Annotated in this window: 13 protein-coding genes, 1 rRNA gene and 2 pseudogenes; 7 read left to right on the forward strand and 9 right to left on the reverse strand. The window is 47.4% G+C overall.

Translation table 11 applies throughout. From position 1 onward, the window contains the following. Positions 1-71 precede the first annotated feature (71 nt). Positions 72-1,325, forward strand: a complete 1,254-nt coding sequence (locus T433_RS15345; protein ID WP_081778483.1) for an ATP-binding response regulator — start codon at positions 72-74, stop codon at positions 1,323-1,325. Between the two features lie 41 nt (positions 1,326-1,366). After that, positions 1,367-2,389 carry an endonuclease/exonuclease/phosphatase family protein gene (locus T433_RS0111625; protein ID WP_027455913.1) on the forward strand — a complete coding sequence of 341 codons (1,023 nt, stop codon included), beginning with the start codon at positions 1,367-1,369 and terminating at the stop codon, positions 2,387-2,389. Between the two features lie 61 nt (positions 2,390-2,450). Here the strand turns inward: T433_RS0111625 and T433_RS0111635 are convergent. Beyond that, positions 2,451-4,540: pseudogene (locus T433_RS0111635) on the reverse strand (alpha-amylase family glycosyl hydrolase). Continuing rightward, a complete protein-coding gene (gene fabD / locus T433_RS0111640; RefSeq protein WP_027455915.1) occupies positions 4,527-5,414 on the reverse strand; it encodes an ACP S-malonyltransferase in 888 nt (295 codons plus the stop codon). The pseudogene T433_RS0111635 and the gene fabD overlap by 14 nt, the downstream one beginning before the upstream one ends. A 186-nt stretch (positions 5,415-5,600) precedes the next feature. Between fabD and pyrB the strand changes: the two genes are divergently transcribed. The 4 genes from pyrB to glyA are packed head-to-tail and all read left to right on the forward strand — an operon-like array spanning position 5,601 to position 9,606. After that, positions 5,601-6,548, forward strand: a complete 948-nt coding sequence (gene pyrB / locus T433_RS0111645; RefSeq protein WP_027455916.1) for an aspartate carbamoyltransferase — start codon at positions 5,601-5,603, stop codon at positions 6,546-6,548. Positions 6,549-6,555: 7 nt separating this feature from the next. Further along, a complete protein-coding gene (locus T433_RS0111650) occupies positions 6,556-7,002 on the forward strand; it encodes an aspartate carbamoyltransferase regulatory subunit (protein WP_027450496.1) in 447 nt (148 codons plus the stop codon). A 44-nt stretch (positions 7,003-7,046) separates the two neighbouring features. Then, on the forward strand, positions 7,047-8,282 hold the full coding sequence (locus T433_RS0111655; RefSeq protein ID WP_027455917.1) for a GTP-binding protein: 1,236 nt from the start codon (positions 7,047-7,049) through the stop codon (positions 8,280-8,282). A 43-nt stretch (positions 8,283-8,325) separates the two neighbouring features. Then, on the forward strand, positions 8,326-9,606 hold the full coding sequence (gene glyA / locus T433_RS0111660; RefSeq protein WP_027450494.1) for a serine hydroxymethyltransferase: 1,281 nt from the start codon (positions 8,326-8,328) through the stop codon (positions 9,604-9,606). A 78-nt stretch (positions 9,607-9,684) separates the two neighbouring features. Here glyA and T433_RS15350 read toward each other — a convergent pair whose 3' ends face one another. From T433_RS15350 to T433_RS0111680, 5 genes and pseudogenes are all read right to left on the reverse strand, one after another. Next, complete coding sequence (locus tag T433_RS15350; RefSeq protein WP_044109844.1) at positions 9,685-10,755, reverse strand: transposase; 1,071 nt, start codon at positions 10,753-10,755, stop codon at positions 9,685-9,687. Positions 10,756-10,895: 140 nt separating this feature from the next. Beyond that, positions 10,896-11,168, reverse strand: a complete 273-nt coding sequence (locus tag T433_RS16295; RefSeq protein ID WP_081778485.1) for an HNH endonuclease — start codon at positions 11,166-11,168, stop codon at positions 10,896-10,898. A 513-nt stretch (positions 11,169-11,681) separates the two neighbouring features. Continuing rightward, positions 11,682-13,997, reverse strand: a pseudogene (locus T433_RS16975) (glycoside hydrolase family 88 protein). 13 nt (positions 13,998-14,010) lie between these two features. Then, the gene (locus T433_RS0111675; RefSeq protein ID WP_027455918.1) at positions 14,011-16,212 is read right to left on the reverse strand and encodes a S9 family peptidase; all 2,202 of its coding nucleotides are present in this window, start codon (positions 16,210-16,212) and stop codon (positions 14,011-14,013) included. Between the two features lie 100 nt (positions 16,213-16,312). Beyond that, positions 16,313-17,101, reverse strand: a complete 789-nt coding sequence (locus T433_RS0111680; RefSeq protein WP_027455919.1) for a gliding motility protein GldB-related protein — start codon at positions 17,099-17,101, stop codon at positions 16,313-16,315. A gap of 138 nt (positions 17,102-17,239) precedes the next feature. Here T433_RS0111680 and T433_RS0111685 point away from each other — a divergent pair, with 138 nt between their 5' ends. Next, positions 17,240-18,556 carry a DUF4861 domain-containing protein gene (locus T433_RS0111685; protein ID WP_044109846.1) on the forward strand — a complete coding sequence of 439 codons (1,317 nt, stop codon included), beginning with the start codon at positions 17,240-17,242 and terminating at the stop codon, positions 18,554-18,556. 433 nt (positions 18,557-18,989) lie between these two features. Here T433_RS0111685 and T433_RS0111690 read toward each other — a convergent pair whose 3' ends face one another. Both T433_RS0111690 and rrf read right to left on the reverse strand, forming a co-directional pair. Next, entirely contained in the window at positions 18,990-19,691 is a 702-nt protein-coding gene (locus tag T433_RS0111690) for an SDR family NAD(P)-dependent oxidoreductase (protein ID WP_027455921.1), read from the reverse strand. A 594-nt stretch (positions 19,692-20,285) separates the two neighbouring features. Then, positions 20,286-20,398 (reverse strand): 5S ribosomal RNA (gene rrf, locus T433_RS0111695). Between the last annotated feature and the right edge of the window lie 160 nt (positions 20,399-20,558).

A 20,558-nucleotide genomic window follows, 5' to 3' on the forward strand; every position in this document is an offset into this window, starting at 1 on the left:
TAGTTTTCAAAAAAAGCATTAATTTTGCATACAGAATTATCTATAGATAGTAAGTCAGCGCAAAATCGACAATGAGTCACGACGAAAAAGAAATATTAGAACAGAAGTTTGCCGACGCGAGTCATAGACTTAACATGGCCTACCAGGAGTTAGAATTGGCAAACAAAAAATTGAAGGAATATGAGGAAAAAGCAGCTAAAGCCGAGAAGGCCAGCCGCATGAAATCATTATTCCTGGCAAACATGTCTCATGAAATCAGGACCCCCTTGAATGCCATTGAAGGCTTTTCAAGGATTATGGCTGAGACAGATTCATTCGATGAGCGAATGACTTACATGGAAATCATTGAGAGCAACAATAGTCGTTTGCTAAGTCTCGTCAATGAGATTCTTGACCTTTCAAGAGTAGAATCAGGTGAAATTGTTATCAAGAATGCATCCACAGACCTCAACAGTCTGATGAGTAGCATTAAGCAGTTGTTCAAGTTCCGCTGTTCAGAGTCTGTCAACCTGACCTGGACAAAGCCTAACATGCCCGTGGTGATGACAACCGATGAAAACCGCCTGACGCAAGTCTTTTCAAACCTCATCTCTAACGCATTGAAGCACACGCCCAAAGGCACTATCACATACGGCTACCGCCTGATCAACGAGGGTTCTACTATTGAGTTCTATGTCAGTGACACAGGTTCTGGTATCTCGCCAGAGTTCATCGATAAGATCTTCGATACCTATGCATCAAAGGATGCCGAGCAACAGCAAGGCTATGGTCTAGGTCTGGCACTCTGTCGCATCATCGTAGAGAAGATGGGCGGACGTATCACCGTGAAGTCGAAATTAGGTGAAGGTTCTACATTCACCTTTACACTGCCATTCCACGGTTCTTTTGGTGGAATGAGCATGACCGGCCGCACCACAACACAGAATATGCGCACACTGCGCGTGAGCAACCGCAAGGACGAGTCAGAGCTGAAGAAAGTCCTGGTAGCTGAAGACGAGGAGAGCAACTACGAGTTGGTGCGCATCGTTCTTCAGAAGCGCTATCGCCTACTTAGAGCTCACAACGGTATTGAGGCTGTGACGCTGAACGAAGAGGAGAAACCCGATCTCATTCTGATGGACATCCGTATGCCCGAAATGGACGGTCTCGATGCGACCCGCATTATCAAAGAGATAAATCCCGATACCCCTATCATTGCACTGAGTGCCTATGCTTTCAACGAGAATATCCAGGAAGCAAAGGCTGCCGGATGCGATCTTTTCCTGGCAAAGCCCTTCAAAGTTGAGGAGCTACTGGAAACCATTAAGAAATTCATCGGAGAATAAATTTCATGGGTAAGAAAGCAATCTACAAATATTTTTCTTTTATGATATTGGTTGTCACCATGCTGATGGCAACCTTCACTTTGTTTGGCATCTTTGGTGGCAGCGCAGACCCTACTACCAGCACTGCCTTGGCTATGTTGGTATATATTCTACCGCTACTCATCCTAGGCAATATTATCATACTGATTTTCTGGTCAATACGCCGCAGATGGCATTGGACACCATTACCTATCATTGCCATACTTTTCAGCATACCATACTTGGGAACTATATATCAAGTTAAGATATTCAAAGGATGGAAAAACGCAGGTAAGACTTTGACTGTAGCCACCTATAACGTGGCACGCTTCGGTCGAGAAACATCTGGTTTTAAAGCCGAGGATATCTTATCTGAAATGAAGAAGCACGAGGTAAATATACTTTGCATGCAGGAGTACTTGGACACCAGCGGTGACAAGTTGAACTCAGACAAATACAAAGAGAGATTCCCATTCATGGCCACGGGCTATGACGACATGGTGATTTATAGCACCTATCCTATCAAAGGTTCCGAGACCATCTCGTTTGGCAGCAACACCAACAACAGTGCCATGTGGGCCGACATCAGCATCAGAGGCAAGATGATACGTGTGTTCAACGTGCACTTGGAGACCACAGGTTTCAACCGCACCATGCACAATGTTGCCAAGATTCAAGCACAGGGAATCGAAGTAGAAGAGAATTCTATCATCAGAGCGCTATGGGGCAAATATACGATGGGCATGGCTGTACGCGCCCAGCAGGCCACCATGGTGGCAGAGCAGATAGCAGCATCACCCTACCCCGTCATCGTGTGCGGTGACTTTAACGATGTGCCATACTCCTACGTTTATAAGACAATGTTGGGCGATCTGGAAGATGGATTCAAAGAGTGCGGCAAGGGCTTTATGTTCACCTATCGAGGTGCCAAGAGCGTGCGCATTGACTACATTTTCCACGACAAGTCGCTAGATGGCATTGACTACTACAAGCAGAATCTAAGTTATTCAGACCACTATCCGGTCTATATGGAAATAGCTCTCTAATCAATAGGGAGCTATTTTTTATTAATTAAAGAAACGAAAGGAGACTTCGCTTCGAGAGAGACTACACGATTTTAAATCGTACACGGAAAGAACGCTCCGCCTCATCCCAGTTGGTTCCCAACATCTCGAAACGACCAATCTGAGCAGTCGAACGGACATGCTTGCCAATACAAGGACAAACATCATAGTCACCTATACGCACCAATCGGATTGTCTCGCTGGCATTCTCTGGTAAGCGATCCAGCACCACGCCCTCAGGGATCTGATCTCGCGTCACGAACTCATACGTCACTGGCAGATCTTCTGCTATCAGCTCGTTCATTCGACGTTCTATCTCTTTCTCCTCCTGTCGTGAGGGTTTATGATCCAGATGGAAGCTCATCTTGCTCTTTTTCCTTTCCACATGAGCGTTATAGCTACGTCCACATCCAAATAGCCGAATCATCGTCTGGTTCAGCAGATGCTCGGCGGTATGAGCCGGTGGGAATTCCTCTTTATGGTGCTCGTTCAGTAAAAACTCTTCCATTATACTTTTATTTTAAGTACCACAGCGCCACGCGCATCCAACTTGACGCTTACGGGATTATTGCCACGCATCAGTACAACCGACGTCTGATTGCCAGTCATCAGTTCTTGTGCCTTATAGGCTTTCTCAGGTATTTCCAGGAAGTCGAAGGCATAATCGGGAATCATGAGCTGCATATCCACAGGTGCGTCATCAAAGTTGGCAACCACCAGCAGCATTTCTTTCCCAGCCTTGCGAATGAAGGCATACTGACGGAAGTATTGCGCGTTGGCATACATCACATCAAACATTTGGCCTTCTGCCACAGCCTTCTCTGTGCGAGCGATGTTCAGCACCTTTGAATAGACATTCACCAATGGCGAATATGTATTTTCGAACGACCAGTAGTCAAAGATGGTTGTTCTGCCGTCTTGTCCACTAAAGCCCTCGGCATCCATACCGCGCTCACCCCACTCCTGTCCTGCATAGACCATGAAAGGATTCTTCTGCATCAGTGCATTCACCACCAATGCAGGAACGGCCTTCTCGCCACTGCCAGCAAAGAAGTCGCTAGCAATGCGTTGCTCATCATGGTTTTCAAGGAAATAGAGCATGTGATTGCGAATATCATCGGTCTGTTGCCAAGCCCATGTGATAGCATCTGTGCCACGACGATGACAGATGACGTCGCGCATCGCATCATACATGCCCACCTTGTCGTATAGGTAGTCGAAGCCCGATGCTATATAGTGACGATACTCGTTAGGATTATAGACCTCACCAATGAAACGTATCTGTGGGTACTGCTCGCGCACCTTGGCAGTGACCCAAGCCCAGAACTCAGCGGGCACCATCTCTGCCATATCGCAACGGAAGGCATCAACGCCTTTTCCCGCCCAGAACAGCAGGATGTCGAGCATCTTATGCCAAGTAGAGCAACGCTCGTCCGTCATGGACCACGTGCCGTTGTAGTCACGGCCGTAGTTCAGTTTCACGGTCTCGTACCAGTCGTTGCGACCGGGTGAGTTATTGAAACAGTCATTGCCCGTAGCCCTTGCAGGCATTTCAGTATAAGGCTGCTTTTCGCCATGATAGAGGTCGAAATAGGGCGTAAACTGTTGTCCAGGACAGTAGTAGAAATTGTTGTTCACGGGATCAAAGCCCACAGAAGGATTATCATCTTCTCCCAAATCACGCACGCCATCGGGTTTGCAAATGCTCTTATACTGGCGAGCCACGTGGTTAGGTACAAAATCGATAATCACCTTGAGGCCTGCACGATGAGTGCGGTCCACCAATGCCTCAAACTCCTCCATGCGCTTGTCTATGCACACAGCCAAGTCGGGGTCCACGTCGTAGTAGTCTGTTATGGCATAGGGCGAACCTGCTTTACCCTTCACCACAGCGGGATGCTGTCGAGGGATGCCGAATGCCGAGTAGTCTGTTTGCGTGGCATGACGAATCACGCCAGTGTACCAAATATGGCTCACGCCCAGTTCCCTGATTTTCTTCAGGGTGCTGGGCGTGAAATCGTTCAGCTTTCCACAACCGTTCTCTTCTATCGTACCGTCAACAACACGGTGATTGTTACGATTACCATAGAGACGTGTGAAAATCTGGTAAATGATAATCTTATTCGATGCCATGAGCATTTACTTCCTTGTTGATTTTGGCAATCATGCCTTGCAGTGCCTTGCCAGGACCGCACTCAGTGAAGTCGTCAGCACCATCGGCAATCATATTCTGCACACACTGTGTCCAGCGAACAGAAGAGGTAAGCTGAGCAATCAGGTTCTGCTTGATCTCTGCGGGATCTGTATGAGGCTTGCCATCCACATTCTGATAGATAGGGCACTTTGGTGTCTGGAACTGAGTGTTCTCGATAGCTGCCTGCAGTTCATCCTTAGCGGGCTGCATCAGTGGGCTATGGAATGCGCCACCCACCTTCAGGGGCAGAGCACGCTTAGCACCAACGGCCTTCAGCTGCTCACAAGCCTCGTTGATAGCCTCAACATTACCAGAGATAACCAACTGACCTGGGTTGTTATAGTTAGCGCAAACCACGATGTTACCCTCGCGATTAATACCAGCACAAACCTCTTCTACCTTCTCATCGGGCAGACCAATGATAGCAGCCATCGTTGAGGGAGCTGCCTCGCAAGCCTTCTGCATAGCCATAGCACGTGCATAGACCAGCTTCAATCCGTCCTCGAAAGACAGTGCACCTGCAGCAACCAGCGCAGAGAACTCACCCAGTGAGTGTCCTGCTGTCATTGCGGGCTGGAAAGCATCGCCCATGCAGATAGCCGAGATCACCGAGTGCAGGAACACTGCAGGCTGTGTCACCTTGGTCTGCTTCAGGTCCTCGTCGGTACCCTCGAACATAATATCAGTAATTCTGTAGCCCAGAATCTCGTTAGCTTTTTCAAACAACTCTTTTGCTGTTGCGTTGTTGTCGTAGAGGTCCTTACCCATTCCTACGAACTGCGCTCCCTGACCAGGGAAAACGAATGCTTTCATTTCTTTCTTCTTAATTTAATTAATGAATAAAAGTTTGCGGCTGCAAAGATAATAAAAAAAAATGGACTAAGCAATGTAAGTCCATTTTTTTGAATGAAGAACAAAAGAATATTAATTTTTCTCCATTCACTATTCAGTTTTACTTTATTTTTCGTACCTTTGCAGTCGAAAAAATAAACGCCAATTATGGACAAGCATAATTTCGTCACCATTGCCAATCTCACTAGAGAAAAGATTCTCTACATGATTGAATTGGCACAGGAGTTTGAAAAGCATCCCAACCGTGAACTTCTCAAGGGTAAAGTTGTAGCTACCCTTTTCTTTGAACCTAGTACAAGAACCCGTCTATCTTTCGAAACAGCAGCCAATCGCCTCGGCGCACGTGTCATCGGTTTTGCCGATCCTAAGGTAACCAGTGGCACCAAAGGTGAGACACTGAAGGACACCATCCTGATGGTGAGCAACTATGCCGATGTGATTGTGATGCGCCACTATATTGAGGGTGCTGCACAATATGCCTCTGAGATAGCCCCCGTCCCCATCGTTAACGCTGGCGACGGAGCCCATCAGCATCCATCACAGTGCATGCTCGATCTCTACAGCATCTACAAGACGCAAGGCACGCTCGACAATCTGAACATCTATCTGGTGGGCGACCTCAAGTACGGACGTACCGTCCACTCGCTCATCATGGCTATGCGCCACTTCAACCCCACTTTCCATTTTGTAGCTCCTAAGGAGTTGGCTATGCCTAAAGAGTACAAGTTGTACTGCGATGAGCACGGCATCAAATACCAGGAGCACACTGCTTTCAACGAGAAAGTGATTGCCGATGCAGACATTCTTTACATGACGCGTGTGCAAAAGGAGCGTTTCTCTGACCTGATGGAATATGAGCGCGTCAAGAACGTGTATGTCTTAAACAACGAGTTGCTGAAGAACGCCAAGCCCAACATGAAGATACTGCACCCACTGCCACGCGTCAACGAGATTGCCTACGAGGTGGACGACAATCCTCATGCTTACTATATACAGCAGGCTGGCAACGGACTCTTTGCACGTGAGGCTATCTTCTGCGATGTGCTGGGCATCACGCTCGATGAGGTTAAGAACGACAAAACAATTATTGAGTGAACACACTATGAACAAGAAAGAAATGCTTGTTGCCGCCATCAAGAACGGCACCGTAATAGACCACATACCTAGCGACAAGACTTATCAGGTGGCCCAGCTGCTGGATCTGCACAATCAGGAAACACCTGTCACCATTGGCTACAACTACTTGTCGAAGAAACTAGGAAAGAAGGGCATCATCAAGGTGGAAGACAAGTTCTTCACCGACGAGGAAATCAGCCGCCTGAGCGTCGTGGCGCCCAACATCGTGCTGAACATCATCCGAGATTTCGAGGTGGTAGAAAAGAAACAGGTCATCACGCCCGACGAAATCCATGGCATCGTGCGATGCAACAACCCCAAGTGCATCACTAACAACGAGCCCATGAGCACCTACTTCCACGTGACCAACGGCATACTGACATGCCATTACTGCGAAAAAGAACAGGATATCAATAAGGTGGAACTCTGCTAAAGAGCAAACACTACATCAAACAATAATGAAAGGAAAGAACTAAGATGAAGGAAACACCCGTACTGCTGCTCACTGGTTATCTGGGCAGCGGAAAGACAACTCTACTAAACAGGATTCTAAGCAACAACAAAGGCATTAAGTTTGCCGTCATCGTCAACGATATTGGCGAGGTAAACATCGATGCTTCACTGATACAGCAGGGCGGCGTGGTCAACCAGCAGGACGACTCGCTGGTGGCTCTGCAGAATGGCTGCATCTGCTGCACACTGAAGATGGACTTGGTGCAACAGTTGCAAGACATCATCCAGATGCAACGCTTCGACTATATCGTCATCGAGGCTAGCGGCATCTGCGAGCCCGGTCCTATCGCACAGACTATCTGCTCTATTCCTTCAATGGCTCCCGAGGTAGTGGAGAACGGCATTCCCCGTCTGGATTGTATCGTGACGGTGGTTGACGCTCTGCGCATGCGCGACGAGTTCGAGGGCGGACAGCTGCTCACTCGTCCCGACATCGACGAGGAAGACATCGAGAACCTGGTCATCCAGCAGATTGAGTTCTGCAACATCGTGCTGCTGAACAAGGCTAACGAGGTATCTCCCGAGGAACTGGGACGCGTGCGCCAGATTGTACGCACACTGCAGCCTAAGGCAGAAATCATTGAGTGCAACTACGGCGACGTAGATTTCGATAAGATCCTCTTCACCGACATGTTCGACTTCGATCGTGTGGCCACCTCGGCCACGTGGATTCAGGAAGTAGAACGTCATCACGAGGAAGAGGAAGATGAGGATGAGGATGAGGATGAACACGAGCATGAACATCATCACGACGACGATGATGACGATGAGCACGAACATCATCACCATCACCACCATCACCACCATCATCACCACGATGAGGGAGAAGCCGAGGAATATGGCATTGGCACCTTCGTCTATTACCAGCGCCGCCCATTCAACCTTGGTCTCTTCGACCACTTCGTGGCACGCCAGTGGCCTAAGGGTATCATTCGCACCAAGGGCATCTGCTACTTCAGCGATGAGAAAGACATGTGCTACATCTTCGAACAGGCTGGCAAGCAGGTCAGCCTCAGACAAGCCGGACAGTGGTTTGCCACCATGCCCGCTGCCGAACTGGAGATGATGAAGGAGCGCGACGCAGCCCTGCGCGCCGACTGGGACGAGCAGTATGGCGACCGCATGCAGAAGCTGGTATTCATCGGTCAGCACCTGGACAAGGAGCTCATCACCAAGGAGCTGGATGCATGCCTAGCATAACAAGCAGAAATTCAATATGTTAAACAACCAAAAATAAACAAAGATGAAAAGAGACAACACCGTTTTCGAGTTGATCGAGAAAGAACATCAGCGTCAGCTGAAAGGTATCGAACTGATTGCCAGCGAGAACTTTGTGAGCGACCAGGTTATGGAAGCCATGGGTTCTTACCTGACCAACAAGTACGCCGAAGGTTATCCCGGCAAGCGCTACTATGGTGGCTGCCAGGTAGTGGACGAGGTAGAGAAGTTGGCCATTGAGCGAGTTTGCAAGCTGTTTGGTGCTGAGTATGCTAACGTGCAGCCCCACTCTGGTGCACAGGCCAACGCAGCCGTTCTGCTGGCAGTGCTGAAACCCGGCGACACCTTCATGGGTATGAACCTTGATCACGGAGGTCACCTTTCTCACGGTTCACACGTCAACACAAGCGGTATTCTCTATAACCCCATCGGCTACAACCTCAACAAGGAGACTGGTCGTGTGGACTACGATGAGATGGAGCGTCTGGCTCTGGAGAACAAGCCTAAGCTGATCATCGGTGGTGGCTCTGCCTACAGCCGCGAGTGGGACTACAAGCGCATGCGTGAGATCGCCGACAAGGTGGGTGCTCTGCTTATGATCGATATGGCTCACCCCGCAGGTCTGATTGCTGCTGGTCTGCTCGAGAACCCCGTGAAGTATGCTCACATCGTTACCTCTACCACCCACAAGACACTGCGCGGTCCTCGTGGCGGTATCATCCTGATGGGTAAGGACTTCGAGAATCCTTGGGGCTACACTACCCCTAAGGGCGAGGTAAAGATGATGTCTGCACTGCTCAACTCAGCCGTATTCCCTGGTCAGCAGGGTGGTCCTCTGGAGCACGTCATCGCTGCCAAGGCTGTTGCCTTCGGCGAGGCTCTGCAGCCCGAGTTCAAGGAGTGGGCTCAGCAGGTGAAGAAGAATGCTGCCAAGCTGGCCGACGAGCTGATCAAGCGTGGCTTCACCATCGTCAGCGGTGGCACCGACAACCACTCTATGCTGGTTGACCTGCGCTCTAAGTATCCCGATCTGACTGGTAAGGTAGCCGAAAACGCACTGGTTGCTGCCGACATCACCGTCAACAAGAACATGGTGCCCTTCGATAGCCGCAGTGCATTCCAGACCTCTGGTATCCGTCTGGGCACTCCCGCCATCACCACACGTGGTGCCAAGGAGGATCTGATGGTTCAGATTGCCGCTTGGATTGAGGAGGTTCTCAACGATCCTACCAACGAGGAGGTTATCGCAAGTGTTCGCGCTCGCGTCAACGAGAAGATGAAGGAGTATCCCCTCTTCGCATATTAATCTTCCTTAGATTAACAACAAAAGCAGCTAGACAAATCGCCTAGCTGCTTTTTTATTTGTAGCTCACAGACATCAACATCACAGAAAGACTTCATCTTCAGCAGTCTGCCCTATGCTGAGAATATCTTCTACCAGTCTATTCATCTTCAGGCATTTTTCGCGTGAAATGATCCTACGCTCCATGTGATACTCCCATGGACATACCTGCAACAGGCGTCCTTCAGAACACGCATCAAACGACTCTCCTGCAGGTTTATACAAAGGCGGGAATCCATTCTCCCTGACAACAATGATTTTGTAGCCACTGTTCATAGCTTCTCGCATCACCTCTTTCTCGCGCGTAGCAATAGCAGCGCTCACCAACACGCCACCAGCCTCTCCGCAAGCCAGCCATTCCCGCTTATAATCAGCAAACTCCTTGTCACTATAAGCATTATGAACAATCACCGCAACCTTCAGAGGAATATCAAGCAAGAAGCGGTTACCAACCGTCTGACAATGCCATTCACCAATATCCACATAGTTCATCGTAGTGAAAAAGTCTGGAAACATCCGCTTAACAGCCAGCCGTCGAGGATTATCATCAAGATAACGAGCCCAATTATCCAGTTGCCCGTCTTCCAACAAAATCAAATCATTATACCCACTCTCAAAGAGAACAGGAAGCATTCCATCTCCGCCAGCCACAACTCCCGCCGCATCTCCGGCGGGCAAAGTCTCCGATAGCCGCCACCAGGCTCTTGTGCATCCCACTTTAAATCCCCTCACCACATTGCCTAGATGATTTCCACCAGGCATATCTTCTTTCACCCTAACAATCATATGGATATGGTCAGGCATTACACAAAGTTTCCAAACTTCCACCATCCCATAGTATTTGGAAATCTTTTGCAGTTCCTTATCACGGATCTCCTTCCCGAGCTCCGACAGTTCCACATACGCCCTAACCGTCTGCTTTCCATCAGCACTCTTCGCGACAGGCGCAGTCACCACCTTGCCGAACACCGATTGACGACCTTCGACCACCAGTGTCAGCATATAAGTACCCTTACGACTATAGTCATGCCAAGGCTTGCGTCGCTTCATGTTATGCTGTGTCTCTGTCACAGGCACGCCAAGCGCAATTGCTTCTTCCCTACTTCTAGACATTCCGTTTTATGTCGATTAATTCTAGAAACAAAGGTAGTCCTTTTTATACAAAAAAGAAAGCCCCCACCACATTGTTGGGGGCTTTCTTAACAACTTTTATAACAGAGCATCCATTAATGGAACATTTGTGACTACAAGACTTATCTTAACATGATTTGTTGTTTAAACATCGGTATTGCTTCTGCTGTAATATGGTTCTTATGAATTACACGATGACAATTAGGACATACTGGCAGGAGGTTTTTCAAAGCCTCATCAATAGTTTGCGAATTACTCTTTCCAGAATATTGAAAGATTGGTTTCAAATGATGTATTTCTATACACGAAGTCCCATACACCTCGCCATAAAATGATTTAAACTCGAAACCACAGCAATTGCAACTAATAATTCCATTCTTGCTAAAATGTTCAATGTTAGCATTTTATATCGTCATTTTGTTCAATCACATCCCAAAAGCATCCAAATAAGCTGGGAGAAGAATCCAACCCTATCGTGTGCCAAGACAGCCGATACTGCACAATGAAACAATGACTATTGAAAGGCAAAAGAAGGCGTTTCTGGGTGTAATAGTTGAAGTATTGATGCAAATCTAGACTCTAGAAATGAACTTTCTAAAGTCTAGAATGGATGCTTCTAGACTCTAGAATGGACGTTTCTAGACTCTAGAATTGAGAAGTCTAGGGTCTAGATTGCACTAATCTAGCCCCTAGAAATGAGTCGTCTAGCCCCTAGAAATGAGTCGTCTAGGGGCTGGATTTGATGCAAAAGTTATGCTATTGGAATGGGAAAGTTTAACTATGAGGACTCGAAAGTAAAACTTTACGGGCAGTAAAGTGCCACTTTACGACTTGAAAAGTGCCGCTTTACTGCCCGTTTGACGGATTTACTGCCGATGGGATACCGTTATTTGTTCGGCGGTAGAGGGTTACTTATTGGTCTTTTGCCACTTCACGCTCAAAGGCTGCTGCAGACCTGAGAGGATCCAGTTGATGCGCTGCTGCCATTCGGCCTGTGTGCGGATGTCGTACTTTGACCAGGCGGAGCCAAAGTAATAGGTGTAGGGCTCACCGCGATAGTTGTTCTTAATGCCAAGGGCATGACCTACGTTGCCCCCACTCTGCTTGTCGAACTTCTTCATCAGGGTCTGGTTGACGCCCTGTGGATAGAGGGTGGCTACAAAGAGCTGGCAGTTGTTCACCTCCACATTGTCGGTGGGATCAGCATACTGCACGTAGTTCTTGCCCAAAACGTAGCTCTTGGCATCCTCGGAATGAATGACAACACCTGAGGCCAGCTTGACAGGATGGGTAAGACCGGCATAGCTGACGGTCATCTTGTTGAAGTTGGAGCCTTTGTCCAACTGGATGATGCGTGTCTCTACGATGGTATCGCCCTCTACCTCGGTGGGATGATAGGTGAAACGGGCCGTCATGCGCAGCGGACCATTGTCCAGCATCTCGTAGTCTTTGAAGCAATAGGGATAGACCAACTCGCCATTGACCATCAGTGCGGGTGTGCCGCAACCCAGCGTGGCACCTACTTTATAGAGATCCATGCCGCGACCGTGATCGTTATGATAGGAGTTCAGGCGATAGAGCGAGTCGCCACGCTGACGATTCTCGCGACGCAGTTTCTCTACGGCGGGCATCATCACCACGTCTTCTATCCAGTAACGCTGGTCGAGCACCAGCTCGGGGGTGTTCTTCGACCATACATCTACGCCATAGCTTTTCTCGCCAGTGCGCTGAAGGGCGGGCCCGTAGATGCGGTAGGCACCGCGATCGTTCTCCCAGGCAAAGTCGTCCTTGCGCTCGGGATAGATGCGACCATAGCACACGTTCTGATAGACTTTAGGCGTGCCCTTACGGATATAGAAGGTTTGGGTACCATGAGGACGCACGCCGGCATCGATCAGGATTTTCTTGTTGTAGGTGAGCTGATAGGGCACCTCGAGTCCACCAGCATCGTAAACGATGAACTGGCGACCACCATGAATACCCAATTTTACATCGACCATCGTTTCGTCGAGCTCTACCAGTTGCTGACGGAACTCATTGCTTTTGTTGGTGACGGTCACCTTCACCTCGCCATTGGCCTGTCGGTCTTCATAGCGCAGATGTTCGCAGGCAGCAAGCAGGAAAGCACCTACACCAAAGTTGGCCTCGTTCTTCTCGGAGAGTTGCTGGCCGGGAATAGCGCGCTCGCCGATGGGCTGCACAAAACCAACGGCCCCACTGGGCTGCAGGGCTTTTTTGGTGAGATAGTCCCAACCGCGCTGAATAACAGGGCCATACTGGGCATCGGACAAGAGTCCGTGGTTGACGCCCCACAAAAGTCCGTAGGTAAAGAAGGCGGTGCCTGAGGTCTCAGGGCCTTCGGCATGATCTTTGTCGAGCATGGAGCGTGTCCAATAGCCTTCGGGCTGCTGGCAACGGGCTACGGCCTCGGCCAGTTCCTGGAAGCGCTGTACAAAGAATGGGCGATGACAATAGTCCTGAGGCATATCAGTCAGAACCTTGGCCAAACCGGCCAACACCCAGCCATCGCCACGTGCCCAGAAGTCTTTGCCGCCATTGCGGGTGGTGGCTTTGGGATAGATATACTTGGCATCGCGGAAATAGAGATGGGCCACGGTGTCGTACATCAGCTCGTCGGCCCAGCGATAGTTGGCGTAGAGCTTATCCAGATACTTCACCTCGCCAGTGGTCTTATAGAGCTTGGTCATCACGGGCATCACCATATAGAGGGCATCTGCCCACCACCAGAAATCACACTAGGGCTGGCGCACCTCGTAGTCCATCACCTCGAGGGCTCGCTTGATCTTGTAATCGTCGGGGGTTATCTCATAGAGGTCGAGATAGGTCTGAAAACAGATCTGCCAGTCGCCAAAAAGGGCGAAGTCGTGACCCTCACCATAGGTCTTATACTTCCACTTAGAGGGGTCTTTCTCTTGGGCGCCCATCCACTTGTTGTGGCGTGCCCAAGCATCGCTATAAGCCAGCCAACGAGCATTGCCCAACAGGCGGTAGGCTTCCATATTGCCCGTGTGATAGGCTGCCTCGTCCCAGAAAGAGCGCACCTCGGGTTTGTGGTGCTGCTGCCAGTAGTCGTTCACCTTGACGATGATGTCTGCGGTTGAGGGCTTGCCACTGGCAGGTGTCCACTGCCTCGATGCATCGTCCTGTGCGCTGGAGGCAATGGCAGCGCACAGGAGAATAGTAGATAGTAGTAGTTGTTTCATTTTGTATAGGTTGTTACTTTAAGTTTTCATTAAAGAAGTTCATGCACTGGCAGAACAGGTGGTTGCGGGTGTTGCCGCCAAAAATGCTGTGGTTGCGATTGGTATATACCAACTGACGGAAATCCTTGTCGGCCTGAACCAGTGCTTCTACGTACTCGGCGGTGTTCTGATAGTGCACATTATCGTCGGCCAGACCGTGAACCAGCAACAGGGCACCATGTAGTTTTGAAGCACGAGCGATGGGGTTCACCTCATCATAGCCACTGGCGTTCTCGTTGGGTGTGCGCATGAAACGCTCGGTATAGACGGTGTCGTAATAGCGCCAGCAAGTGGGAGGAGCTATGGCAATGCCACAGGCAAAGACGGGGCGACCCTCTGACATAGACATCAGCGTGTTCCATCCGCCATACGACCAGCCCCAGATAGCGATACGATTCTTGTCAACATAGCTCTGAGAGCCGAGCCACAAGGCGGTCTCTACCTGATCTTTGGCTTCAAGTTCGCCCAGGCGCAGGTAGGTGCACTTCTCAAACTCGGCGCCACGGCCACCGGTGCCACGATTGTCAACACACACACAGATGTAGCCCTGCTGAGCCATATACTGCTCAAGAATGGCTCCCTGACCGCTCATACCTATGTTCCAGCTGTTTTTCACTTGCTGAGAACCGGGGCCGCCATACTGGAACATCACCACGGGGTACTTCTTCTGAGGGTCGAAATTGGCGGGTTTCACCATCCAACCATACAGTTTAACGCCTTCGCTGGTCTGGAAGTCGAAGAGCTGCTTGGTGCCCATCGCATAACTATTATACTGCTGCTGCAGGGCATCGTTCTGCTTCAACGAAGCAAGCACCTTTCCCTGATTATTGTAGAGAGAGGTCTCGGTGGGGTGATTGATGTCGCTCCAAGTGCAGATGAAGTTCTTGAGACTAGAAGAGAATACGGCCGTGTTCCAACCGTCTTTGGGGGTCAGACAGTCGGTCTTGCCATTCTTGTGGTTCACATAGATCTTTTGATTGAGTGGGCCTCCAACGAAAGCAGCATAGTAGAGGTCGCCTGTCGTCTCGTCGAGACCAAAGACATCGGTCACCACGCCCTCGGTCATCTGGCGCTGGCGCTGACCATTCAGGGTGTAAACATAGATATGGTTAAAGCCATCGCGCTCGCTGGTAAGCACCAGATGTGACGATGTGAGCTTGACGTTGGCAAAGACATTCTCGTTGACATATTTATCCACACGGTCCTCCACAACTTGCTGAGCAACAGTACTTAGCGGATTGACCATAAACACGCGCAGACAGTCCTGATGACGATTCAACGTAAACACTGCTACCTTCGAAGCATCAGCAGTGGCCTTGATGCGAGGGATATAGCCATCGGCATCCAGAGGTACCTGCATGGTGCGCGTTTGATGACTCTTAATATCATAGCTCATCACCTTTACCGAGGCGTTCTTCTCGCCTGGTTTTGGATATTTATAGGTGTAGAAACCTGGATAGGTGGCATACTCCTTGCGCTCGGGACTGAGGCCCTTGAACATGGACATGGAGTACTCTTTCACCTCGCTCTCATCATAGCGCACCCAGACGATCTGGCGCGAGTCGGCACTGAACACCATCGACGAATTGAACGAGAACTCTTCTTCATTGACCCAATCGGGAATGCCATTGATGATCTCATTGCGTTTGCCGTCTTTTGTCACCTGGCTCTCGGCATTATTATAAAGCAACTTCACAAGGAAGATATTGTTATCGCGAACGAAAGCCACCTGATTGCCATCGGGACTCCATACGGGTGTCTGCTGAGGCCCTCCGTCTGACAGGGGTTCCAAACGGTTATTGGCTATATTGAAGATGTAATAAACAGCCGTGAAGGAATGACGATAGATAGATTTTGTCTGGGTCTGAATCAGGATGCGCTTCATGTCGGGACTCACGATATAGCCCTCTACCCTCTCTACCTTAGCGCCTCGCGCTGTGCTGGCATCGAAAAGGACACCAGTCTGCTTGCCGGTCTTGAAAGAGAACTTCTGCAACTGCTTGCCATCTGAGGAAATCTGAATGTAGGACTCACCATCGGACAGCGGTTCTACAGATGCCAGAGACTCGCCACGAAACTTTCCGTTGACAATATCTTTCAAATCTAACACATCACCGGCCATGATACCTGATGCGGCCAGCAGAAGAAAACTACAACAAATTAATATCTTTTTCATTTGCATAATGCTTATGGTTCAAACAGAATGCAAATATAAGAAATAATTCCGAGAAAAGCGGAATTACACGTTTCTTTTCAATAATTTTATGATTACTAAATCAATTGGTCTCGGCCAAAAGGTCGTCGATAGTGGTCTTGGGATGTTGCTTCATATACGATTCGGCACGGGCAACATATTCGTCATCGAAAAGGCGCTGAGACATAACCTGATTGACTACATACTGAATGCGTCCCATAAAAACGCGGCGCTGTTCTGGAGTAATGCTGTCAATGTGGTCTGTATGATAGAGACTTAACAAATAGAAGCTCAGACAGTCGGGCACTATATAACTCCTAGTCATCATCTTGCGCTGATTTTCAGTATAGCCAAAACGCTTGTAAAGTGGATAGTCTTCGCCTAAATACTTATCAAGAGAGACGCCAAGTAGGCCCTGCCCCACAATGATACTTTCATCGAGAGAGCTAATCTGTGTATAGACCTGGGGAATTTCTAAGTGGGGAATCTGCCTACGCAAACGAGAGAATGCATCACCTAACTGCCGGTTGACGTCATCCATATCTGCAAAATTGCGCTGCACATCCTTGATTAATACCTGAAGTGTACTATCCTGGAAGAATACAAGGAACTTGGTGTTTATATCCAGTGTATCAACAGGACCAAGACTTAACACATCCTCAATCAGCGTACGCGTCTGAATGGGATAGGTCGTCTTCATCTGCTGAAGAGCTGCAAAATCACCTGTCGTGAGATAAACGGCTTCTAACTTATCGAAGCGTTCTATCTCAATCAGCGGATCCTTGGAAGATGAGTCCGATGAACGAAAATGCCACTGACAACCGATACAGGTTATCATGACAATGATTACTATGATATAGAACTTCTTCAAGCGAACAACTTATATAAGTTAAAATCGATTGCAAATATACTAAAATATGTTAGATTAACCAAATTTTAACCTGAATATTTTAATAAAACCAAATCTTTTATAAGCAAATTAGTACTTTTGCGACCAAAACAAACTAAAATGAAACAGATTTTCTCAATTTTTTTATTATTCTGCTGTTGCCTTAGTGCAAACGCACAATACACTTTAGATATCGAAGTCGTGAACCCTTCCAACAAATCTAAATTTGATCAACCGGTGGTTGTTTCGTTAAACGAATTTAGTAATATCAATTCGGCTTTGGTCACTTTCAATGGAGAAGAAATACCATGCCAGCTGGACGATATTAATCTTGATGAGACGTTTGATGAACTTTGCTTCCTGGTGGACCTAAAGGGAAAAGAGAGAAAGACATACCAAGTGACACTTTCGCAAGAAGGGGAACCTAGAATCTACCCTGCAAGGGTTTTTGCTGAAATGCTAATAAGAAACGATAAAGTGAAGGAGAAAAACAAACACAACAACTTCATCTCTAGCATTACGGCACGCGGCGACTGCGACAACCCATACAACATACTCCATCATCATGGCGTTGATTTCGAAAGCGAACTGAACGGCATACGCATCTATTTCGACAAACGTCAAACGCTGGATTTATACGGCAAATACCACAAACGACTTGAACTAAAAGAAACTCAATTCTATACCTCACCTGAACAGAAAGCTAAAGAATATGGCGACGACATCCTGTGGGTAGGAAACACCTTCGGACTTGGTGCTTTCAGGGGATGGAATGGAGAATCTTCTACTATGGTTGAACCTATCAAGAACAGGACACAGCGCATCATCGCCTACGGCCCACTGAGAACTATTGTGGAAATCATCGATCAGGGATGGGAGCCACCAATGCAGAACGTATCAAACCTCACTTCCTCAAACACAAAGAAGCCTACATTAAACATGACCATACGCTACACGCAGTATGCCGGACATAGAGATACGGATGTGGATATCACGTTCAACAAAGATGTAAGCAATTATCAATTCTCAACAGGACTGATAGACATCAAAGGCTCAGAAGAATTTTCTGATAAAAAAGGATTAAGAGGATGCTGGGGAACTGATTTTCCCGCAGGTGACACAATCAACTGGAAACGTGAGACTGTTGGTCTTGGCATATATATACCGCAAGACAATATTGTCAAGGAGATACCAGCAAATTCTAACAGAGATGAGCAAGGCAACGACTACACTTTTGTCATCAAGACAAGCAATAACAAGCAAGCAAAAACTACGGGTAAATCCCTTAGCTACAAAGTAGCATATTGTTCTGATAACGAGAACTTTGGTATGCATACATCAAAAGAATGGTTTAAATGGCTGCAGGAATGGAAGAAGGACATCACCACTCCCATCATCATCCATCTTGATAAGAAAAGCAAAAAGGCCAGCAAATAAAAAGGAGAGCTAATCACACCTACAAAGAGATCAGCGAAGCAAAGCAAGGCATAAGCCCCCACACTAAATAACAGTCGATCAAAATAATCGGCTGTTATTTATTTTACCCACTCTGCTTTCAATAAAAGAATCATACATAAAAATCCCCCTCAAGCGAGAGTGCAAAGTAAAGAAAAACACAAACCAAAGGGCGCCCAAAGCCAATACCTCCTCAAGCCATCACCACAAGCAGCGTCCCAAAAAATTCCACATCCCTCAAGTCCCGTACAGCCAAATATATTCGGCTCAAAAAAAAAATAAATCAACAAAAAACATCATCAAAAAACATCATCAATTCTAATCAATTAAAACCCCCGCCCACCAAAAATCCTCCAAAGCAAAAAAAAGGAAATGCCCAAAATATCAAGGCATTTCCAATGAAATCAAGCGTAAATCACAAAGGCAAACGCCTCCACACAAAATTAGGAATCAATCTCCATAATTTTGTAAGCACACGCCAACGCCAATCAATAATACGCACATGACGTTTCTTATTAATGGAACGCACAATATCCTTTGCGACTTTAAACTTATCCAATACAATAGGATATGAATTACCATCATCAATCAAAGCAGTTCCTACAAATCCAGGACGGATATCCGTAAAACGAATATTTAAATGATTCTTGTTAGACAACTGCTCAAGAGCCTGTAAATAGGTAGCCTGATAAGACTTTGACGCAGAATAAGACGGAGCAGGTCCTAAACCTTTTGTACCTGCTATACTAGAAATAGCAGCAATATGACCACCTCCATGCGATAAAAAATAACGATAAGCAGCCCCAATCATTCTAGTAAACCCGATACAGTTTGTATATACTGTATCAAGCTCCACTCGATCATCCAATTGGCGATTTTGATGACCGATGGCTGAAGCATGAAAATAAAGATCCATACCTCCAAGATCCTCAATCAGTTCAAACAAAAGAGAATCAGCATGCTCATCTGTAACATCGATCTTCTTGAAACAATCAAACTCAGACAACATATCTGTACGACGAGCAGCCACGCCAACATGCCACCCCTCCTTCTTTAAAAGTCTTGCCACTTCCAGGCCAATCCCAGAAGAAGCTCCAACAACAATAGCTCTTTTCATATAACTAAAAATATTTGAATATACAAATAAAAAACAAACTAATAATAATTAGACATAATAACATCTACAAATATCTATAATTATCTATATTACCTATAAATAACTATAGCACCTAGAAATAACTATAGCACCTAGAAATAACTATAGCACCTAGAAGGTCTATGCACTTCAATAAAACTACAAAACATCAAATGAATAACTAATAAACACCTCAGAAAAAAACTCTCGATAAAATGCGTCCCTTAATTCAAAAAACGCATATACCATATTGCAAAGATACAATATTTTTGGGAAACAGTGACAAGCACAAGAACAAGTTTTTGCAAATAAGATAAAAAATAGCCCCCCACCTAGCTTTCTCCCTGTAATGGCGAGAAATTAATAGTTTTTCCTTTGTTTTTTTTCTTTCAATTACTATCCATTCCCCCATTATTAACTATACCTCCCATATCAAAACATTCCACCCTATCTCAAACCATTCCTCCCCATTGTAGGGAGGCTAGGAGGGGGTCTGGAGGTCTGGAGGATAGGAGAAGGTCCGTACTAGGCACAAAAAAGAGCCCTGACTCATTGCTGAATCAGGGCTCTCTGTAAAGATGGCGGCCTCCTACTCTCCCGCATTGCATTGCAGTACCATCGGCGCAAGCGGGCTTAACTTCTCTGTTCGGAATGGGAAGAGGTGGGACCCCGCCGCAATAACCACCTAATGTTCGTTTCGTATTGACAATTGACAATTGATAATTGACAATTACGTCAACCGTATAGGTAGACATCTTGCACACAAGAACTGATAGTATAACCATAAGGCAAAACCATACAGTTGAAAGTAAAAGCGCGTTTAAGCGAAAGCTTTCGGGCAATTAGTAC

The organism is Xylanibacter brevis ATCC 19188, assembly GCF_000621725.1.
Classification (GTDB): Bacteria; Bacteroidota; Bacteroidia; order Bacteroidales; family Bacteroidaceae; genus Prevotella; species Prevotella brevis.

Bases quoted from the DNA above. Each gene is read 5' to 3' on its own strand.
- T433_RS15350 (WP_044109844.1), bottom strand. From the start codon at position 10,755: ATGTCTAGAAGTAGGGAAGAAGCAATTGCGCTTGGCGTGCCTGTGACA.
- pyrB (WP_027455916.1), top strand. From the start codon at position 5,601: ATGGACAAGCATAATTTCGTCACCATTGCCAATCTCACTAGAGAAAAG.
- T433_RS0111650 (WP_027450496.1), top strand. From the start codon at position 6,556: ATGAACAAGAAAGAAATGCTTGTTGCCGCCATCAAGAACGGCACCGTA.
- fabD (WP_027455915.1), bottom strand. From the start codon at position 5,414: ATGAAAGCATTCGTTTTCCCTGGTCAGGGAGCGCAGTTCGTAGGAATG.
- T433_RS0111685 (WP_044109846.1), top strand. From the start codon at position 17,240: ATGAAACAGATTTTCTCAATTTTTTTATTATTCTGCTGTTGCCTTAGT.
- T433_RS0111655 (WP_027455917.1), top strand. From the start codon at position 7,047: ATGAAGGAAACACCCGTACTGCTGCTCACTGGTTATCTGGGCAGCGGA.
- T433_RS0111675 (WP_027455918.1), bottom strand. From the start codon at position 16,212: ATGAAAAAGATATTAATTTGTTGTAGTTTTCTTCTGCTGGCCGCATCA.
- glyA (WP_027450494.1), top strand. From the start codon at position 8,326: ATGAAAAGAGACAACACCGTTTTCGAGTTGATCGAGAAAGAACATCAG.
- T433_RS0111690 (WP_027455921.1), bottom strand. From the start codon at position 19,691: ATGAAAAGAGCTATTGTTGTTGGAGCTTCTTCTGGGATTGGCCTGGAA.
- T433_RS0111625 (WP_027455913.1), top strand. From the start codon at position 1,367: ATGATATTGGTTGTCACCATGCTGATGGCAACCTTCACTTTGTTTGGC.
- T433_RS15345 (WP_081778483.1), top strand. From the start codon at position 72: ATGAGTCACGACGAAAAAGAAATATTAGAACAGAAGTTTGCCGACGCG.